Consider the following 17,061-nt stretch of genomic DNA (forward strand, 5'->3'; position numbering starts at 1 on the left):
TAGCTGAGGTCAGTTGAGCTCATGAATGCAAAGGTCGAAGCGCCGGAATTTCGCCTCGATGGCCTGAAATGGCTAGTGGCTACTGTGCTTGTAGCTGCAGGTGTTGTAGGTAATGCGTATTACTCTGATATTGCCCTGTTGTACCGCGTGTTGGCGCTGGTAGCAATTATGGGTGTGGCAGTAGTGGTCGCAGTGAATACTGCCAAAGGGCACGCCTTCTGGGAGCTGATGAAAGAAGCTCAGGTAGAAGTGCGTCGCGTTGTATGGCCAACCCGTCAGGAAGTGAATCAAACGACCTTGGTTGTTGTTGCGGTTGTGTTGGTTATGGCGGTTATTTTGTGGGGGCTGGACAGCTTGTTGGGCTGGTTAGCTTCTCTGATCATCGGCTAGAGGTGACGCATGGCTAAACGTTGGTATGTGGTACACGCCTACTCCGGTTACGAAAAAAAGGTCGCTGCAACGCTGAAAGAGCGTGTAGAGCTGCATGGTATGCAGGACCAGTTTGGCGAGATTCTTGTGCCAACCGAGGAAGTTGTGGAAATGCGTGGCGGACAGAAACGCAAGTCCGAGCGTAAGTTCTTCCCTGGCTATGTATTGGTGCAGATGGAGCTGAATGACGACTCATGGCATCTGGTTAAAGATACGCCACGAGTGATGGGCTTTATTGGTGGTAAGGCTGACAAGCCTGCGCCGATTACTGAGAAAGAGGCTGATGCAATTCTGCAGCGTGTCGATGATTCGACCGATAAGCCGAAGCCTAAGACTATCTTCGAGCCAGGTGAAATGGTTCGTGTTATCGATGGTCCTTTCAACGACTTCAACGGTGTTGTTGAGGAAGTTAACTACGAGAAGAGCCGCCTGCAGGTTGCAGTGCTGATCTTCGGCCGTTCTACTCCGGTAGAGCTGGAATTTGGGCAGGTTGAAAAGACCTAATTAAAGCCCGCATTTGACGATTTTTTGGCCTTCTTCTGCGTAAAAGTGGAAGAGGGCTTTCGCGTCTTTGCAAAATGTTGACTATAAATGGTCTGCAGGTTGCAAAGACAGGGGAGCCTAAGATCTCCGGCTGCGCCACAGCCTGAGGGAGGCGCTAACACCCAAATTGGGAGTAATCACTATGGCTAAGAAAGTTGAAGCTTATATTAAGCTGCAGGTGCCTGCTGGTCAGGCCAACCCAAGTCCCCCTGTAGGTCCAGCTCTGGGTCAGCACGGTGTGAATATCATGGAGTTCTGTAAAGCGTTTAACGCCCAGACTCAAGGCCTGGAAAACGGTGCGCCTGTACCTGTTGTAATCAGCGTATACAGCGACCGTAGCTTTACTTTTACCATGAAGACGCCTCCAGCGTCCTTCCTGCTGAAGAAAGCTGCTGGCATCAAGAGCGGTTCTGGCCGTCCTAACACTGAGAAGGTGGGTAAAGTTACCCGTGCTCAGTTGGAAGAAATTGCCACTGCCAAGCAACCTGACCTGACTGCTGCCGATATGGACGCAGCGGTACGTACTATTGCCGGTTCTGCCCGTGCAATGGGTCTGGAAACGGAAGGAGTTGTGTAACATGGCTAAATTATCTAAGCGCGCTCGCGCCTTTCAAGAGAAAGTTGACCGCACCAAGCAGTACAGCCTCGAAGACGCTGTTGCCCTGCTGAAAGAGCTGTCTACTGTTAAGTTCTCTGAGACCGTTGATGTATCTATCAACCTGGGTATCGATCCTCGTAAATCTGACCAGGCTGTTCGTGGTGCTACCACTCTGCCAAATGGTACCGGTAAAGACGTCCGCGTTGCGGTATTTACCCAGGGTGCTAATGCAGATGCCGCTAAAGAAGCTGGCGCTGATCTGGTAGGTATGGAAGATCTGGCTGAGCAAGTTAAAGCTGGCAACATGGACTTCGACGTTGTTGTTGCTGATCCTGCTGCTATGCGTGTTGTTGGTCAACTGGGTCAGATCCTGGGTCCACGTGGCCTGATGCCTAACCCTAAAACCGGCACTGTAACACCAGACGTTGCAACTGCTGTTAAGAATGCCAAGGCTGGTCAGGTGCGTTTCCGTGCTGACAAAGGTGGCATCATCCACGGCGGTATCGGTAAGGTATCTTTTGAGGCGTCTGCGCTGAAAGAGAACCTGGAAGCGCTGCTGGCTGACCTGAAAAAGGCCAAGCCTGCTTCCGCTAAAGGTGTATACCTGAAGAAAATTTCCCTGAGCACCACTATGGGCCCAGGTATTGTTATTGATCAGGCGTCTCTGGAAGTTTAAGAGCAGATTTAATTGCTTCTTATTAAGAGACGGCTGATTTAAAAGAACTTTGGGGTCTGCAGTTAGGTTGCTGAAAAGTATCTCGATTGCAGACCGTCAAAGACCGTAGGTGAAGAGTTGGTGGTATAACAGCTTTTCTTAATTTCCTACGCAGACGGTGAGACCCAATTCAGAATTAGCTGGATTTGATCACCGAGTAAACGCTCTCACTCATCTTGAGGGAGAGTAAATGTAACGATTAGCTTTTCCATCTGCTTGAAAGAGTAAATAGAAGGTTAATCAAATCCAGGAGAAATCTCGTGGCACTGAATCTTGACGACAAAAAAGCGATTGTCGCTGAAGTCCAAGAAGCTGCCCAGGGCGCTCTGTCTGCTGTTGTTGCCGATGCACGTGGTGTAACGGTTACTGACATGACTGCTCTGCGTAAAGAGGCTCGTGAGAACGGCGTTTGGTTAAAAGTCGTTCGTAACACTCTTGCACGCCGCGCTGTAGAGGGTACCGACTACGAATGTCTGAATGACGTTTTTGTTGGCCCGACTCTGATTGCATTTTCTAACGAGCACCCAGGTGCTGGCGCACGTATTCTGCGTGACTTCGCCAAAGAAAATGACAAGCTGGAGTTAAAATCAGCTGCCTTTGAAGGTGATGTGGTAGACGTAGCTATGCTGGCAAGCCTGCCAACATACGACGAAGCTATCGCCAAGCTGATGAGCGTGATGAAGGAAGCTGCCGCTGGCAAGCTGGTTCGCACTATTGCGGCCATTCGCGACCAGAAAGAAGAACAGGAAGCTGCTTAATTCCTTATATAGGATTAGCTGTTTTCACTCAAAATTATTGTTTGAGCCCGCGCATCACATGTTGAGCGTTAAAGGCTCCCGTAAATTAGGAATAGACTCATGTCTCTGACTAAAGAAGATATCATCAATGCTGTTGCTGAGATGTCCGTTAAGGACGTTGTTGAACTGATCGAAGCAATGGAAGAGAAGTTTGGCGTAACTGCTGCTGCCGCTGCTGTTGCTGTTGCTGGTGGCGACGCTGGTGGCGCTGCTGAAGAGAAGACTGAATTCGACGTAGTTCTGACTTCTGCTGGTGACAAGAAAGTGAACGCTATTAAAGCTGTTCGCGGCATCACCGGTCTGGGCCTGAAAGAAGCTAAAGCTCTGGTTGAAGGTGCTCCTGCTCCTATCCAGGAAGGCGTTTCTAAAGAAGCTGCCGAAGAAGCCAAAGCTGCTCTGGAAGAAGCTGGCGCTACCGTAGAAATTAAGTAATTAATTTCTTGCGCAAGCAAAGCCCTGTTTTATAAGCAAGGCTTAAGGCTGGTGGATGTATTTTATCCGCCGGCCTTTTTCCGTTTACAGTCTACGGAAGCTTTTAGTTGAAAGGCTTTAAGCTAAAAGATTGAGTAGTAAGTCACCAAAGGGAATCTTGGGTGTCCTATTGCGAAGATGGTTGGCTCGCCTGATGTTGAAAGGAGCCTATGTTGAAAAAACAAAAGCTGAATATTAAAAGCGCCACCCGCGCTTTCGGCCAAGATGCCTATCCGTAACAAGCTGGGGAATATTGATGGCTTACTCATATACTGAGAAAAAACGTATCCGTAAGGATTTCGGCAAGTTGCCGCATGTCATGGATGTCCCGTTCCTCCTGGCGATACAGCTGGACTCATACCGTAAGTTCACTCAGGCCGATTTATCGCCTGAAGCACGCCTGGATGTCGGCCTTCACGCAGCCTTTAAATCTGTTTTCCCGATCGTAAGCTACTCAGGGAACGCTGCCCTGGAGTACGTAAGCTACGTACTCGGCAAGCCTGCTTTCGATGTGAACGAATGTGTTTCGCGCGGCGTAACTTTCGCTGTGCCTCTGCGCGTAAAAGTACGCCTGATTATTTATGATAAAGACTCTGCCAATAAGTCCATTAAGGACATTAAAGAGCAGGAAGTCTACATGGGTGAAATTCCACTCATGACTGATAACGGTACCTTCGTTATTAATGGTACCGAGCGTGTCATCGTTTCCCAGTTACACCGTTCACCTGGTGTGTTCTTCGATCACGATAAGGGCAAGACTCACTCTTCCGGTAAGCTGCTGTACTCAGCTCGTGTGATTCCTTACCGTGGTTCTTGGCTGGACTTCGAATTTGATCCAAAGGATCTGGTTTACGTACGTATCGACCGTCGTCGTAAACTGCCTGCGTCTATCCTGCTGCGCGCTCTGGGTTATACCTCTGAGCAAATGCTGGAGATGTTCTTTGAAACCAGTAGCTTCCACGTTAAGGGTGATGACTTCACTCTGGAGCTGGTTCCATCGCGTCTGCGCGGTGATGTAGCGACCTTTGACATTAAAGATGACAAAGGCGCGGTACTGGTAGAAGAGGGTCGTCGTATTACTGCACGTCATATTCGTCAGCTGGAAAAAGCCGGCGTGACCGAATTGTCTGTGCCTTCAAGCTACCTGTTGGGCCGCTCTCTGGCGCGCGATCTGGCTGATGCCAATACCGGTGAGTTACTGTTTGAATGTAACACCGAGATTACTGAAGAAGTATTGGAAAAGGTTGTTGCTGCGGGTATTACCGAGCTGGAAACCCTGTACACCAACGACCTGGATTGCGGTCCGTTCATTTCCGATACCTTGCGTATCGATCCGACCCGCAGCGAGCTGGAAGCACTGGTAGAAATCTACCGCATGATGCGTCCTGGTGAGCCGCCAACCAAAGAATCTGCTGAAGGTCTGTTCCAGAACCTGTTCTTCTCGCAAGAGCGTTACGACCTGTCTGGCGTTGGCCGTATGAAGTTTAACCGTCGTCTGGCGCGCGGTGAAGATACCGGTGAAGGCACCCTGTCCAACGAAGATATCGTTGATGTACTGAAGACCTTGATCGATATCCGTAACGGTAAGGGTGTTGTCGATGATATCGATCACCTGGGTAACCGTCGTGTGCGTTCTGTGGGCGAGATGGCCGAGAACCAGTTCCGTGTTGGTCTGGTACGTGTTGAGCGCGCTGTTAAAGAGCGTCTGTCCATGGCGGAATCTGAAGGCCTGATGCCTCAGGATCTGATCAACGCCAAGCCAGTTGCTGCAGCAGTGAAAGAGTTCTTCGGCTCTTCCCAGTTGTCCCAGTTTATGGACCAGAACAACCCGCTGTCTGAGGTGACTCACAAGCGTCGTGTTTCTGCCTTGGGCCCTGGTGGTCTGACCCGTGAGCGTGCCGGCTTTGAGGTGCGTGACGTACACCCGACTCACTACGGTCGTGTATGTCCAATTGAGACCCCTGAAGGTCCAAACATTGGTCTGATTAACTCTCTGGCAACCTACGCGCGTACTAACAGCTACGGTTTCCTGGAAGCACCTTACCGTAAAGTGGTTGATGGCGTTGCTACCGATGAGATCGAGTACCTGTCCGCGATTAACGAAGCTGGCTATGTCATTGCGCAGGCTTCTGCGGAGCTGGACAAAAACAACAAGTTTGTTGAAGAGCTGGTTTCTGTTCGTCACTACGGTGAATTTACCTTAAAGAGTGCCGACGAAATTGAGTATATGGATGTATCACCACGTCAGGTGGTATCCGTAGCAGCCTCGCTGATTCCATTCCTAGAGCACGATGATGCAAACCGTGCATTGATGGGATCGAACATGCAGCGTCAGGCCGTGCCTACTCTGAAGGCGCAGAAGCCACTGGTAGGTACCGGTATGGAGCGCAATGTAGCTGCTGACTCCGGTGTCTGTGTGGTGGCCAAGCGTGGCGGTGTTATCGAGCGTGTTGATGCCAGCCGTATTGTGGTTAAAGCCAACAACGAAGAAGTTGAAGCCGGTGATGCAGGTGTAGATATCTACAACCTGACCAAGTACACCCGCTCTAACCAAAACACCTGCATTAACCAGCGTCCGATCGTATCGACCGGTGACCTGGTTGCTCGCGGTGACATTCTGGCCGACGGCCCATCCGTAGACTTGGGTGAGCTGGCACTGGGTCAGAACATGCGCATCGCCTTTATGCCGTGGAATGGTTACAACTTTGAGGATTCCATCCTGGTCTCCGAGCGTGTGGTTAAAGAAGATCGCTTCACCACTATCCACATTCAGGAACTGACCTGTATTGCACGTGACACCAAGCTGGGCAGTGAAGAAATTTCTGCCGATATCCCGAACGTGGGTGAAGGTGCACTGAGCAAGCTGGATGAGTCCGGCATTGTTTACATCGGTGCAGAAGTTGGCCCTGGTGACATTCTGGTAGGTAAGGTGACACCTAAAGGTGAAACCCAGCTGACGCCAGAAGAAAAGCTGCTGCGTGCGATCTTCGGTGAGAAGGCGTCTGACGTTAAGGACACCTCTCTGCGTGTTCCTACCAGTACCAAGGGTACTGTTATCGACGTTCAGGTGTTCACCCGTGACGGTCTGGAAAAAGATCAGCGTTCTCTGGCGATTGAAAAGTCCCAGCTGGACGAGATCCGTAAAGATCTGAACGAAGAGTATCGCATTGTTGAGCAGGCTACTTTCGAGCGTCTGCGTGCTGCTCTGGTTGGCCAAAAGGCTGCTGGCGGTAAAGGCGTGAAGAAAGGCGAAGCGCTGACTGACGCGATTCTGGATGAGCTGGATAACGAATCCTGGTTCAAGATCCGCATGACCGACGATGCATTGAATGAACAGCTGGATCGTGCTGAAGAGCAGCTGGCTGAGCGTCGCAAGGATCTGGACGAGCGTTTCGAAGACAAGAAACGCAAGCTGGAAACCGGCGATGATCTGGCGCCAGGCGTACTGAAGATTGTTAAGGTTTACCTGGCAATCAAGCGTCGCATCCAGCCGGGTGACAAGATGGCCGGTCGTCACGGAAACAAGGGTGTAATCTCCGTGATTATGCCTGTGGAAGATATGCCATACGATGCCAACGGTGAGCCTGTTGATATCGTACTGAACCCACTGGGTGTGCCGTCGCGTATGAACGTGGGTCAGGTTCTGGAAATGCACTTGGGTATGGCTGCCCGTGGTCTGGGTGACAAGATCAACGCCATGTTCGAAGAGCAGAAGAAAGTTGCTGAAATCCGCAAGTTCCTGGAAGAGGTCTACAACAAGACTGGCGACGCCACAGCCAAAGAAGATCTGAAGTCCTTCTCTGATGAAGAGCTTCTGGAAATGGCTGGCAACCTGCGTGCCGGTGTGCCTATGGCAACTGCGGTATTTGATGGTGCAAAAGAATCTGAAATTAAAGATCTTCTGCGCTTGGCTGATCTGTCCGATACCGGTCAGGTTCAACTGTATGACGGTCGTACCGGTGATGCATTCCAGCGTCACACCACGGTTGGCTACATGTACATGCTGAAACTGAACCACCTGGTTGATGACAAGATGCATGCCCGTTCAACCGGATCTTACAGCCTGGTTACTCAGCAGCCGCTGGGTGGTAAGGCACAGTTCGGTGGTCAGCGTTTCGGGGAGATGGAAGTATGGGCACTGGAAGCATACGGTGCTGCTTACACTCTGCAGGAAATGCTTACCGTTAAGTCTGATGACGTGGCCGGTCGTACCAAGATGTATAAGAACATCGTTGATGGCGACCACCGTATGGAGCCTGGTATGCCAGAATCCTTTAACGTACTGGTTAAAGAGATTCGCTCGCTGGGTATCAATATGGAGCTGGAGCACGACTCCTAACGTCATACTGAACTATTGAGGATCTGGGGCGGGTAAGTACTGTTTTTATAAAGAGACCTACCCGCTGTGAATAAAGGCTTGCGGCAAACGCGGCAAGCCAAATTCGGAACCGCCAAAATGCACGGCGGTCCTAAACTGGAGAAAGTGCCTTGAAAGACTTACTTAACTTGTTGAAGTCCCAGGGACAGACCGAAGAGTTTGATGCGATTCGCATCGCGCTGGCCTCGCCAGAAATGATTCGCTCTTGGTCTTTCGGTGAAGTTAAAAAGCCGGAAACAATTAACTACCGTACCTTTAAGCCAGAGCGCGAAGGTCTGTTCTGTGCCAAGATCTTTGGCCCGGTAAAAGACTACGAGTGTCTGTGCGGTAAGTACAAGCGCATGAAGCACCGCGGTATTATCTGTGAGAAGTGCGGCGTTGAAGTGACCATGTCTAAAGTGCGTCGTGAGCGCATGGGCCACATTGAGCTGGCCAGCCCGGTTGCCCATATCTGGTTCCTGAAGTCCCTGCCAAGCCGTATTGGTTTGTTGCTGGACATGACCTTGCGTAACATCGAGCGTGTACTCTACTTCGAATCTTTCGTAGTAACCGATCCAGGTATGACGACTCTGGAAAAAGGCCAGCTGCTGACTGATGAGCAGTACTTCGAGGCGATGGAAGAGTTCGGTGACGAGTTCGAAGCCAAGATGGGTGCCGAAGCGATTCAGGAATTGATGAAAGACATCGACCTGGAAGCTGAAGTACAAGAGCTGCGTGAAGAGATTCCAAATACCAACTCCGAGACCAAGATCAAGAAGCTGTCCAAGCGTCTGAAACTGCTGGAAGCCTTCTACAACTCCGGCAACAAGCCAGAGTGGATGGTAATGGAAGCGCTGCCTGTGCTGCCGCCTGATCTGCGTCCTCTGGTACCGCTGGACGGTGGTCGTTTTGCGACGTCTGATCTGAACGACCTTTACCGTCGTGTGATCAACCGTAACAACCGTCTGAAGCGTCTGCTGGACCTGAATGCACCAGACATCATCGTGCGCAACGAAAAGCGTATGCTGCAAGAGTCTGTTGATGCACTGCTGGATAACGGCCGTCGCGGTCGTGCCATTACCGGTTCCAACAAGCGTCCTCTGAAATCTTTGGCCGACATGATCAAAGGTAAGCAGGGTCGTTTCCGTCAGAACCTGTTGGGTAAGCGTGTTGACTACTCCGGTCGTTCCGTAATTGTTGTTGGTCCTACCTTGCGTCTGCATCAGTGTGGTCTGCCGAAGAAAATGGCGCTGGAATTGTTCAAGCCGTTCATCTTCTCCAAGCTGGAACTGCGTGGCCTGGCAACAACGATTAAAGCTGCCAAGAAAATGGTTGAGCGTGAAGAAGCCGTTGTATGGGACATCCTCGACGAAGTGATTCGTGAGCACCCTGTACTGCTTAACCGTGCACCAACCCTTCACCGTCTGGGTATTCAGGCTTTTGAGCCTGTACTGATTGAAGGTAAAGCGATTCAGTTGCACCCGCTGGTTTGTGCGGCCTATAACGCTGACTTCGATGGTGACCAGATGGCTGTTCACGTACCGCTGACCCTGGAAGCCCAGTTGGAAGCGCGTGCGTTAATGATGTCTACCAACAACATTCTGTCACCAGCATCCGGTGAGCCAATTATCGTACCTTCCCAGGACGTTGTATTGGGTCTGTACTGGATGAGCCGTGAGCGTGTTAACGCCCAGGGTGAAGGTATGGCGTTTGCTGATACCCAAGAGGTATCCCGTGCATTCCACGCCAAGAAAGTAGATCTGCAAGCTCGCATTAAAGTCCGTATCACCGAAAAAGTGCTAGGTGAAGACGGCGAGATGACTGAAACGGAATCCATCAAGGAAACTACCGTTGGTCGTATCCTGTTGTGGGAAATCGTTCCAGAAGGTATTCCTTTTGAGTTGGTTGATAAGCCGATGGTTAAAAAGGCCATCTCTCAGGTTATCAACTACTGCTATCGTATCGTTGGTCTGAAAGCGACTGTAATCTTTGCTGACCAGCTGATGTACATGGGTTACGAGTACTCCACCAAGTCTGGTTCTTCCATTGGTGTGAATGACTTTGCTATCCCGGATGAGAAGCATGAAATTGTTGCTCGCGCTGAAGCCGATGTTAAAGAGATCGAATCCCAGTACGCTTCCGGTCTGGTAACCCAGGGCGAGAAGTACAACAAGGTGATCGACATCTGGTCTCGTGCCAACGACCTGGTGGCCAAATCCATGATGGAAGGTATCAGTAAAGAGACTGTGACCAACCGTGATGGCGAAGACGAGAAACAGGATTCCTTTAACTCTGTTTACATGTACGCCGACTCCGGTGCTCGTGGTTCCCCCGCACAGATTCGTCAGTTGGCGGGTATGCGTGGTCTGATGGCCAAGCCGGACGGCTCTATTATTGAGACGCCAATTACTGCGAACTTCCGTGAAGGTCTGAACGTTGGTCAGTACTTTATTTCTACTCACGGTGCACGTAAAGGTCTGGCGGATACCGCACTGAAAACCGCAAACTCCGGTTACCTGACTCGTCGTCTGGTTGATGTTGCTCAGGACGTTGTAATTACTGAGACCGATTGTGGTACCGATACCGGTCTGAAAATGACTCCGGTGATCGAAGGTGGAGACGTTATTGAATCTCTGGGTGATCGTATCCTGGGTCGTGTTGTGGCCCGCGATGTGGTACGTCCAAACAGTGACGAGATTCTGGTGCCGGCAGGCACTATGATCGACGAGAAGTGGGTTGAGCGTATCGAAGAGATGGGTATCGATGAGGTTATCGTACGTTCTGCGATTACCTGTGAAACCCGTCACGGTATTTGTGCCCAGTGTTACGGTCGTGATCTGGCCCGTGGTCACCGTGCTAACCCGGGTGAGGCTGTCGGTGTTATCGCTGCCCAGTCGATTGGTGAGCCGGGTACCCAGCTGACCATGCGTACCTTCCACATTGGTGGTGCGGCATCCCGAGCGTCTGCTGTAGACAGCGTTCAGGTGAAGCAAGACGGTACCGCGCGTCTGGTTAACGTTAAAGTTGTTGAGAACGAGAAGGGCAACCTGGTTGCGGTATCTCGTTCCGGTGAGCTGGCGGTTGCTGACCAAAGTGGTCGTGAGCGTGAGCGTTACAAGCTGCCATACGGTGCTGAGATCACTGTGAAAGACGGTGCTGCCGTTGAAGGTGGTCAGTTTGTGGCCAAGTGGGATCCACACACTCACCCAATTATTACTGAAGTGGCCGGTAAGGTTGTTTTCGCCGGTATGGAAGATGGTCTGTCCATCCGTAAGCAAACTGATGATCTGACAGGTCTGACCTCTATCGAGGTTCTGGATCCTGCTGAGCGTCCTGCTGCCGGTAAAGACCTGAAGCCTGCGGTAACTCTGGTTGACGAAAGCGGCAATGAGCTGTGCTTGGCTAACACCAACGTACCTGCTCACTACATGCTGCCAGCCAAGGCGATTCTGAGTATTAGTGATGGTGATACCATCGGCGTGGGTGAGGTTATCGCCCGTATTCCTCAGGAAGGTTCGAAGACCCGTGATATTACCGGTGGTCTGCCGCGCGTTGCTGACTTGTTCGAAGCCCGTAAGCCGAAAGAGCCATCTATCCTGGCTGAGATCTCCGGTACCATTTCTTATGGTAAGGAGACCAAAGGCAAGCGTCGTCTGGTGATTACGCCAACCGACGGCCAGCCACTGGCTGACGGTTCTACCCACTACGAAGTGCTGATTCCAAAACACCGTGTAATGACTGTGTTTGAAGGTGAGCAGGTAGAGAAGGGTGAAATCGTATCTGACGGTCCTAGCAACCCGCACGATATCCTGCGCTTGAAAGGTGTTGAGCCGCTGGCTAACTACATCACCAACGAGATTCAGGACGTATACCGTCTGCAGGGTGTAAAGATTAACGATAAACACATTGAGGTTATCGTTCGTCAGATGCTGCGTAAGGTTGAGATCAGCTCCATGGGTGATTCCACCTTCGTTAAAGGTGAGCAGGCGGAATACTCCCGCGTGCTGGCTGAGAACGAAAGCCTGCGTGCCGAAGACAAGCAGCCTGCTAATTTCGAGCGACAGTTGCTGGGTATTACCAAGGCATCTCTGGCGACCGAGTCGTTCATCTCTGCGGCCTCCTTCCAGGAGACCACCCGCGTACTGACCGAAGCTGCGGTAACCGGCAAGGTCGACAACCTGCGTGGTCTGAAAGAGAACGTGGTTGTGGGTCGTCTGATTCCTGCGGGTACGGGTCTGGCCTACCACACTGAGCGCCGTCGCAAGCGTGAGGCTGAGCTGACCACCTCTGAAGGTGTAAGTGCAGAAGAAGTGGAAGCGGCTTTGACCGAAGCCCTGAAGTCCAGCGCTTCCTAAGTGCTGGCAGCCTGGTGCCGGCGCAAATGCCGGCATCGGGTGGCAAAACCATTGACGAAAGCGGGTGGCGTCTATACAATGCGCCACCCGCTTTTTCATTGTGGGATAGCCTGCGCCCGCCATTTGGCCGGTATGGGGCTATTTTTAACCTCCTTCCTGTGGGAAGGAATCATTTGTTTATTTGGAGTTTATTTTCATGGCAACGATCAACCAGTTGGTTCGTAAGCCGAGAAAACGTAAAGCAGCCAAGAGCGACGTACCTGCTCTGCAGGCAAACCCGCAAAAGCGCGGCGTTTGTACTCGTGTTTACACCACTACTCCTAAGAAGCCTAACTCAGCCCTGCGTAAGGTTTGCCGTGTGCGCCTGACCAACGGTTTTGAAGTGTCTTCTTACATTGGTGGTGAAGGTCACAACCTGCAAGAGCACAGTGTTGTACTGATTCGTGGCGGTCGTGTAAAAGACCTGCCAGGTGTTCGTTATCACACTGTTCGCGGTAGTCTGGATACCTCTGGCGTTGACGGCCGTAAACAAGGTCGTTCTAAGTACGGTGCCAAGCGTCCTAAGTAATTAGGTGCTCAACCCCGTAAATACGTTTTTGAGTTAAGTTGCATAAGCAACTTGTACGAACCGAGTAAGGCTAAGCGCGCTTACCTTCATAATATGACGAAGGTTGTAAGAAGATTGTAAGAGCGTTGTCTTAGACTATCCTGAAGAGAGGCTTTTAAGATGCCAAGAAGACGCGTTGTCGCTAAGCGCGAAGTATTGCCAGATCCTAAGTTTGGCAATGTGACCTTAGCGAAATTTATGAATATGGTAATGGTCAGCGGTAAGAAAGCCGTTGCTGAGCGCATCGTTTACGGTGCCCTGGACATGGTTCAGGAAAAAACCGGCAACGACCCGCTGGAAGTGTTCGATGAAGCACTGGAAAAAATCGCTCCACTGGTAGAGGTTAAATCTCGCCGTGTGGGTGGTGCTACCTATCAAGTACCTGTGGAAGTTCGTGCTTCCCGTCGCCAGGCGCTGGCTATGCGCTGGTTGGTGGAGTACTCCCGCGGTCGCGGTGAGAAATCAATGGCTCAGCGTTTGGCTGGCGAATTGATTGACGCTTCCCAAGGTAAAGGTGCTGCTGTTAAGAAGCGTGAAGACGTTCACCGTATGGCTGAAGCCAACAAGGCGTTCTCTCACTACCGCTTCTAAGCGATTTGAGCACAACTTTCCCTGGTTTGGTTTTTGTTTTGATCAGACTTGGGAAATGTTTCGTCAGAGGGCAGCGTCTTTATACGCTGCCTTTTGACGTTTTAAGAATTGATAATTTTAGGGTTCTAGAAAATAAAGAGCTCTTTTAAGAATCACAAATAGGAATAATAACGTGGCACGTACAACCCCTATCGCTCGCTACCGCAATATCGGTATCTGTGCGCATGTTGATGCGGGTAAAACGACAACGACCGAGCGTGTACTTTTCTACACCGGTCTGTCCCACAAGATTGGTGAGGTGCACGACGGTGCCGCAACCATGGACTGGATGGAGCAGGAGCAGGAGCGCGGTATTACCATTACCTCAGCTGCTACTACGTGTTTCTGGTCGGGTATGCAGCAGCAGTTCGACAAGCATCGCATCAATATTATCGATACCCCGGGGCACGTTGACTTTACCATTGAGGTAGAGCGTTCACTGCGTGTGCTGGATGGTGCGGTTGTGGTTCTGTGTGGTTCCTCCGGTGTACAGCCGCAAACGGAAACTGTTTGGCGTCAGGCAAATAAGTACGAAGTTCCACGCATGGTGTTCGTCAATAAGATGGACCGTGCCGGTGCCGATTTTGAGATGGTTGTTGACCAGCTCAAGGATCGTCTGAAAGCTAATCCTGTACCGTTGCAAATGACTATCGGTGCTGAAGATGAATTCAAGGGTGTCGTTGATCTGATCAAGATGAAGGCGATCCTCTGGAATGAAGACGATATGGGTATGACCTTTGAGTATGGTGATATCCCGGCCGACCTGCAGGGCAAGTGCGAAGAAATGCGCGAGTACCTGGTGGAGTCTGCTGCTGAGGCGACCGAAGAGCTGATGGAGAAGTACCTCGAAGACGGTGAGCTTTCCGAAGAGGAAATCAAGGCCGCGATTCGTCAGCGTACTCTGGCCAATGAAATTATTCCTGTTATTGGTGGTTCTGCCTTTAAGAACAAGGGCGTCCAGGCCATGCTGGATGCGGTGATTGAGTACTTGCCATCGCCGCAGGAAGTTAAGGCCATTGAGGGCACCCTGGAGGACGGTGAAACCGTCGCCACCCGTGAGGCGGATGACAAGGCGCCGTTTGCGGCCCTGGCATTCAAGATTGCTACTGACCCGTTTGTAGGTACCTTAAGCTTCTTCCGTGTTTACTCCGGTAAGCTGGAAAGCGGAACTGCGGTATACAACTCGGTAAAAGGCAAGAAAGAGCGTATCGGCCGTATGGTCCAGATGCACTCCAATTCACGGGAAGAAATCAGTGAGGTATTGGCGGGCGATATTGCTGCGGCCATTGGCCTTAAAGATACCACTACCGGTGATACCCTGTGTTCAGAGAATGACAAGATCGTTCTGGAGCGCATGGAGTTCCCCGAGCCGGTAATCTCGGTTGCTGTAGAGCCGCGTACCAAAGCTGACCAGGAAAAAATGGGTGTGGCTTTAGGCAAGTTGGCACAGGAAGATCCTTCTTTCCGCGTCAAAACTGACGAGGAAACCGGTCAAACCATTATCTCCGGCATGGGTGAGTTGCACCTGGATATTCTGGTTGACCGTATGCGTCGCGAATTTAGCGTCGAGGCGAACATTGGTAAGCCGCAGGTGGCCTATCGTGAGCGTATTAGCCAAGTCACAGATATTGAGGGCAAGTTTGTTCGTCAATCCGGTGGCCGCGGTCAGTACGGCCATGTATGGGTTAAATTTGAGCCGGCTGAAGATGAAAACGCTGAAGGTCTGGAGTTTGTTAATGAGATCGTAGGTGGTGTGGTTCCTCGTGAATACATCCCGGCGGTTGAGAAAGGCATCTCCGAACAAATGCAGAATGGTGTTTTGGCGGGCTATCCATTGCTCGGTCTCAAGGCCACTCTGTACGATGGCTCTTTCCACGATGTTGACTCTAACGAGATGGCGTTTAAGATTGCAGCCTCGATGGCAACCAAGAAGTTGGCAGAGGTGGGTGGCGCTGTGCTGCTCGAGCCAATGATGAAGGTTGAAGTGGTAACCCCGGAAGAGAACATGGGTGATGTGGTCGGTGATTTAAACCGCCGCCGTGGTCTGATCCAGGGTATGGATGAAAATCCGTCTGGTAAGGTTGTTAACGCTGAGGTGCCGCTGGCCGAAATGTTCGGTTACGCCACTGACCTGCGTTCGGCAACTCAGGGTCGTGCGACCTTTACCATGGAGTTCGAGCGTTACGCTGAAGCACCGAAAAATGTTGCTGACGAAGTGATTGCTAAGAACACCTAAGCATAAGGCCCGTGTCGAGTAGGCATGGGCATGATTTTTTGACTAAATTTATTTGTTGTTATTGCATCTCTGTAGAGGAAAAGAACAGTGGCAAAAGAAACTTTTGAGCGGTCGAAGCCGCACGTAAACGTTGGTACCATCGGTCACGTTGACCACGGTAAAACTACTCTGACTGCGGCTCTGACCCGTGTATGTGCAGAAGTATGGGGCGGTGAGTCCGTTGCTTTCGACGGTATCGATAACGCACCAGAAGAGCGCGAGCGTGGTATTACCATTGCGACCTCTCACGTAGAGTACGATTCTCCGACTCGTCACTACGCTCACGTAGACTGCCCAGGACACGCCGACTACGTTAAGAACATGATTACCGGTGCTGCTCAGATGGACGGCGCTATCCTGGTATGTGGCGCGACTGACGGCCCAATGCCTCAGACCCGTGAACACATCCTGCTGTCTCGTCAGGTTGGTGTACCTTACATCGTTGTATTCCTGAACAAAGCTGACCTGCTGGCTGAAGACTGTGGCGGCGTTGATTCTGAAGAATACGCTGAGATGCTGGAACTGGTTGAAATGGAGCTGCGTGAGCTGCTGGACACTTACGAGTTCCCAGGCGACGACACTCCAATCATCCCGGGTTCTGCTCTGATGGCCCTGAACGGCGAAGACGACAACGAGCTGGGTACTTCTGCTGTTAAGAAGCTGGTTGAGACTCTGGACGAGTACATTCCTGAGCCAGAGCGTGCTATCGATGGTGACTTCATTATGCCAATCGAAGACGTATTCTCTATCCAGGGTCGTGGTACCGTTGTTACCGGTCGTGTTGAGCGCGGTATCGTTAAAGTGGGTGAGGAAATCGAAATCGTTGGTATCAAAGAGACCACGACTACTACCTGTACTGGTGTAGAGATGTTCCGCAAGCTGCTGGACGAAGGTCGTGCCGGTGAGAACGTTGGTGTTCTGCTGCGTGGTACCAAGCGTGACGAAGTTGAGCGTGGTCAGGTTCTGGCGAAGCCAGGTTCTATCACTCCTCACACCAAGTTCACCTCTGAGGTTTACGTACTGTCCAAAGAAGAAGGTGGTCGTCACACCCCATTCTTCAAAGGCTACCGTCCACAGTTCTACTTCCGTACTACTGACGTAACTGGTGCTTGTGAGCTGCCAGAGGGCGTAGAGATGGTAATGCCAGGTGATAACATCCAGATGGAAGTTACCCTGATTGCTCCAATCGCCATGGACGAAGGTCTGCGCTTCGCAATCCGCGAAGGTGGCCGTACCGTTGGTGCTGGTGTTGTAGCTAAAATCGTCGAGTAATTGGCGACTCAG

General features: G+C 51.3%; 12 protein-coding genes. All 12 read left to right on the top strand.

The window, feature by feature from the left end; translation table 11 throughout:
* The first annotated feature begins 21 nt into the window (after positions 1–21).
* The 12 genes from secE (at position 22) to tuf (ending at position 17,049) form a co-directional block, all read left to right on the top strand.
* On the top strand, positions 22–390 hold the full coding sequence (gene secE, locus ACGHZ6_RS02165) for a preprotein translocase subunit SecE (RefSeq protein ID WP_390617143.1): 369 nt from the start codon (positions 22–24) through the stop codon (positions 388–390).
* A 9-nt stretch (positions 391–399) separates the two neighbouring features.
* The gene (gene nusG, locus ACGHZ6_RS02170) at positions 400–933 is read left to right on the top strand and encodes a transcription termination/antitermination protein NusG (RefSeq protein ID WP_390617144.1); all 534 of its coding nucleotides are present in this window, start codon (positions 400–402) and stop codon (positions 931–933) included.
* Positions 934–1,114: 181 nt separating this feature from the next.
* Positions 1,115–1,549 (top strand): 50S ribosomal protein L11, encoded by a 435-nt coding sequence (rplK, locus tag ACGHZ6_RS02175; protein ID WP_390617145.1) that lies wholly within the window; start codon positions 1,115–1,117, stop codon positions 1,547–1,549.
* 1 nt (position 1,550) lies between these two features.
* On the top strand, positions 1,551–2,246 hold the full coding sequence (gene rplA / locus ACGHZ6_RS02180; RefSeq protein WP_390617146.1) for a 50S ribosomal protein L1: 696 nt from the start codon (positions 1,551–1,553) through the stop codon (positions 2,244–2,246).
* Between the two features lie 299 nt (positions 2,247–2,545).
* Entirely contained in the window at positions 2,546–3,043 is a 498-nt protein-coding gene (gene rplJ / locus ACGHZ6_RS02185) for a 50S ribosomal protein L10 (RefSeq protein WP_390617147.1), read from the top strand.
* A 99-nt stretch (positions 3,044–3,142) separates the two neighbouring features.
* Complete coding sequence (rplL, locus tag ACGHZ6_RS02190; RefSeq protein WP_390617148.1) at positions 3,143–3,514, top strand: 50S ribosomal protein L7/L12; 372 nt, start codon at positions 3,143–3,145, stop codon at positions 3,512–3,514.
* Positions 3,515–3,809: 295 nt separating this feature from the next.
* Positions 3,810–7,892: a DNA-directed RNA polymerase subunit beta gene (gene rpoB, locus ACGHZ6_RS02195; protein ID WP_390617149.1), complete on the top strand. Its 4,083-nt coding sequence runs from the start codon at positions 3,810–3,812 to the stop codon at positions 7,890–7,892.
* Positions 7,893–8,041: 149 nt separating this feature from the next.
* Positions 8,042–12,265, top strand: a complete 4,224-nt coding sequence (gene rpoC / locus ACGHZ6_RS02200) for a DNA-directed RNA polymerase subunit beta' (protein WP_390617150.1) — start codon at positions 8,042–8,044, stop codon at positions 12,263–12,265.
* Positions 12,266–12,461: 196 nt separating this feature from the next.
* On the top strand, positions 12,462–12,833 hold the full coding sequence (gene rpsL, locus ACGHZ6_RS02205) for a 30S ribosomal protein S12 (RefSeq protein ID WP_390617151.1): 372 nt from the start codon (positions 12,462–12,464) through the stop codon (positions 12,831–12,833).
* 159 nt (positions 12,834–12,992) lie between these two features.
* The gene (gene rpsG, locus ACGHZ6_RS02210; protein WP_390617152.1) at positions 12,993–13,463 is read left to right on the top strand and encodes a 30S ribosomal protein S7; all 471 of its coding nucleotides are present in this window, start codon (positions 12,993–12,995) and stop codon (positions 13,461–13,463) included.
* Positions 13,464–13,635: 172 nt separating this feature from the next.
* A complete protein-coding gene (gene fusA, locus ACGHZ6_RS02215; RefSeq protein ID WP_390617153.1) occupies positions 13,636–15,738 on the top strand; it encodes an elongation factor G in 2,103 nt (700 codons plus the stop codon).
* A gap of 87 nt (positions 15,739–15,825) precedes the next feature.
* Positions 15,826–17,049 (top strand): elongation factor Tu, encoded by a 1,224-nt coding sequence (gene tuf / locus ACGHZ6_RS02220; RefSeq protein ID WP_390617142.1) that lies wholly within the window; start codon positions 15,826–15,828, stop codon positions 17,047–17,049.
* The last annotated feature ends 12 nt before the right edge of the window (positions 17,050–17,061 follow it).

It is taken from the genome of Maricurvus nonylphenolicus, from assembly GCF_042854845.1.
Taxonomy (GTDB): Bacteria; Pseudomonadota; Gammaproteobacteria; order Pseudomonadales; family Cellvibrionaceae; genus Maricurvus; species Maricurvus nonylphenolicus.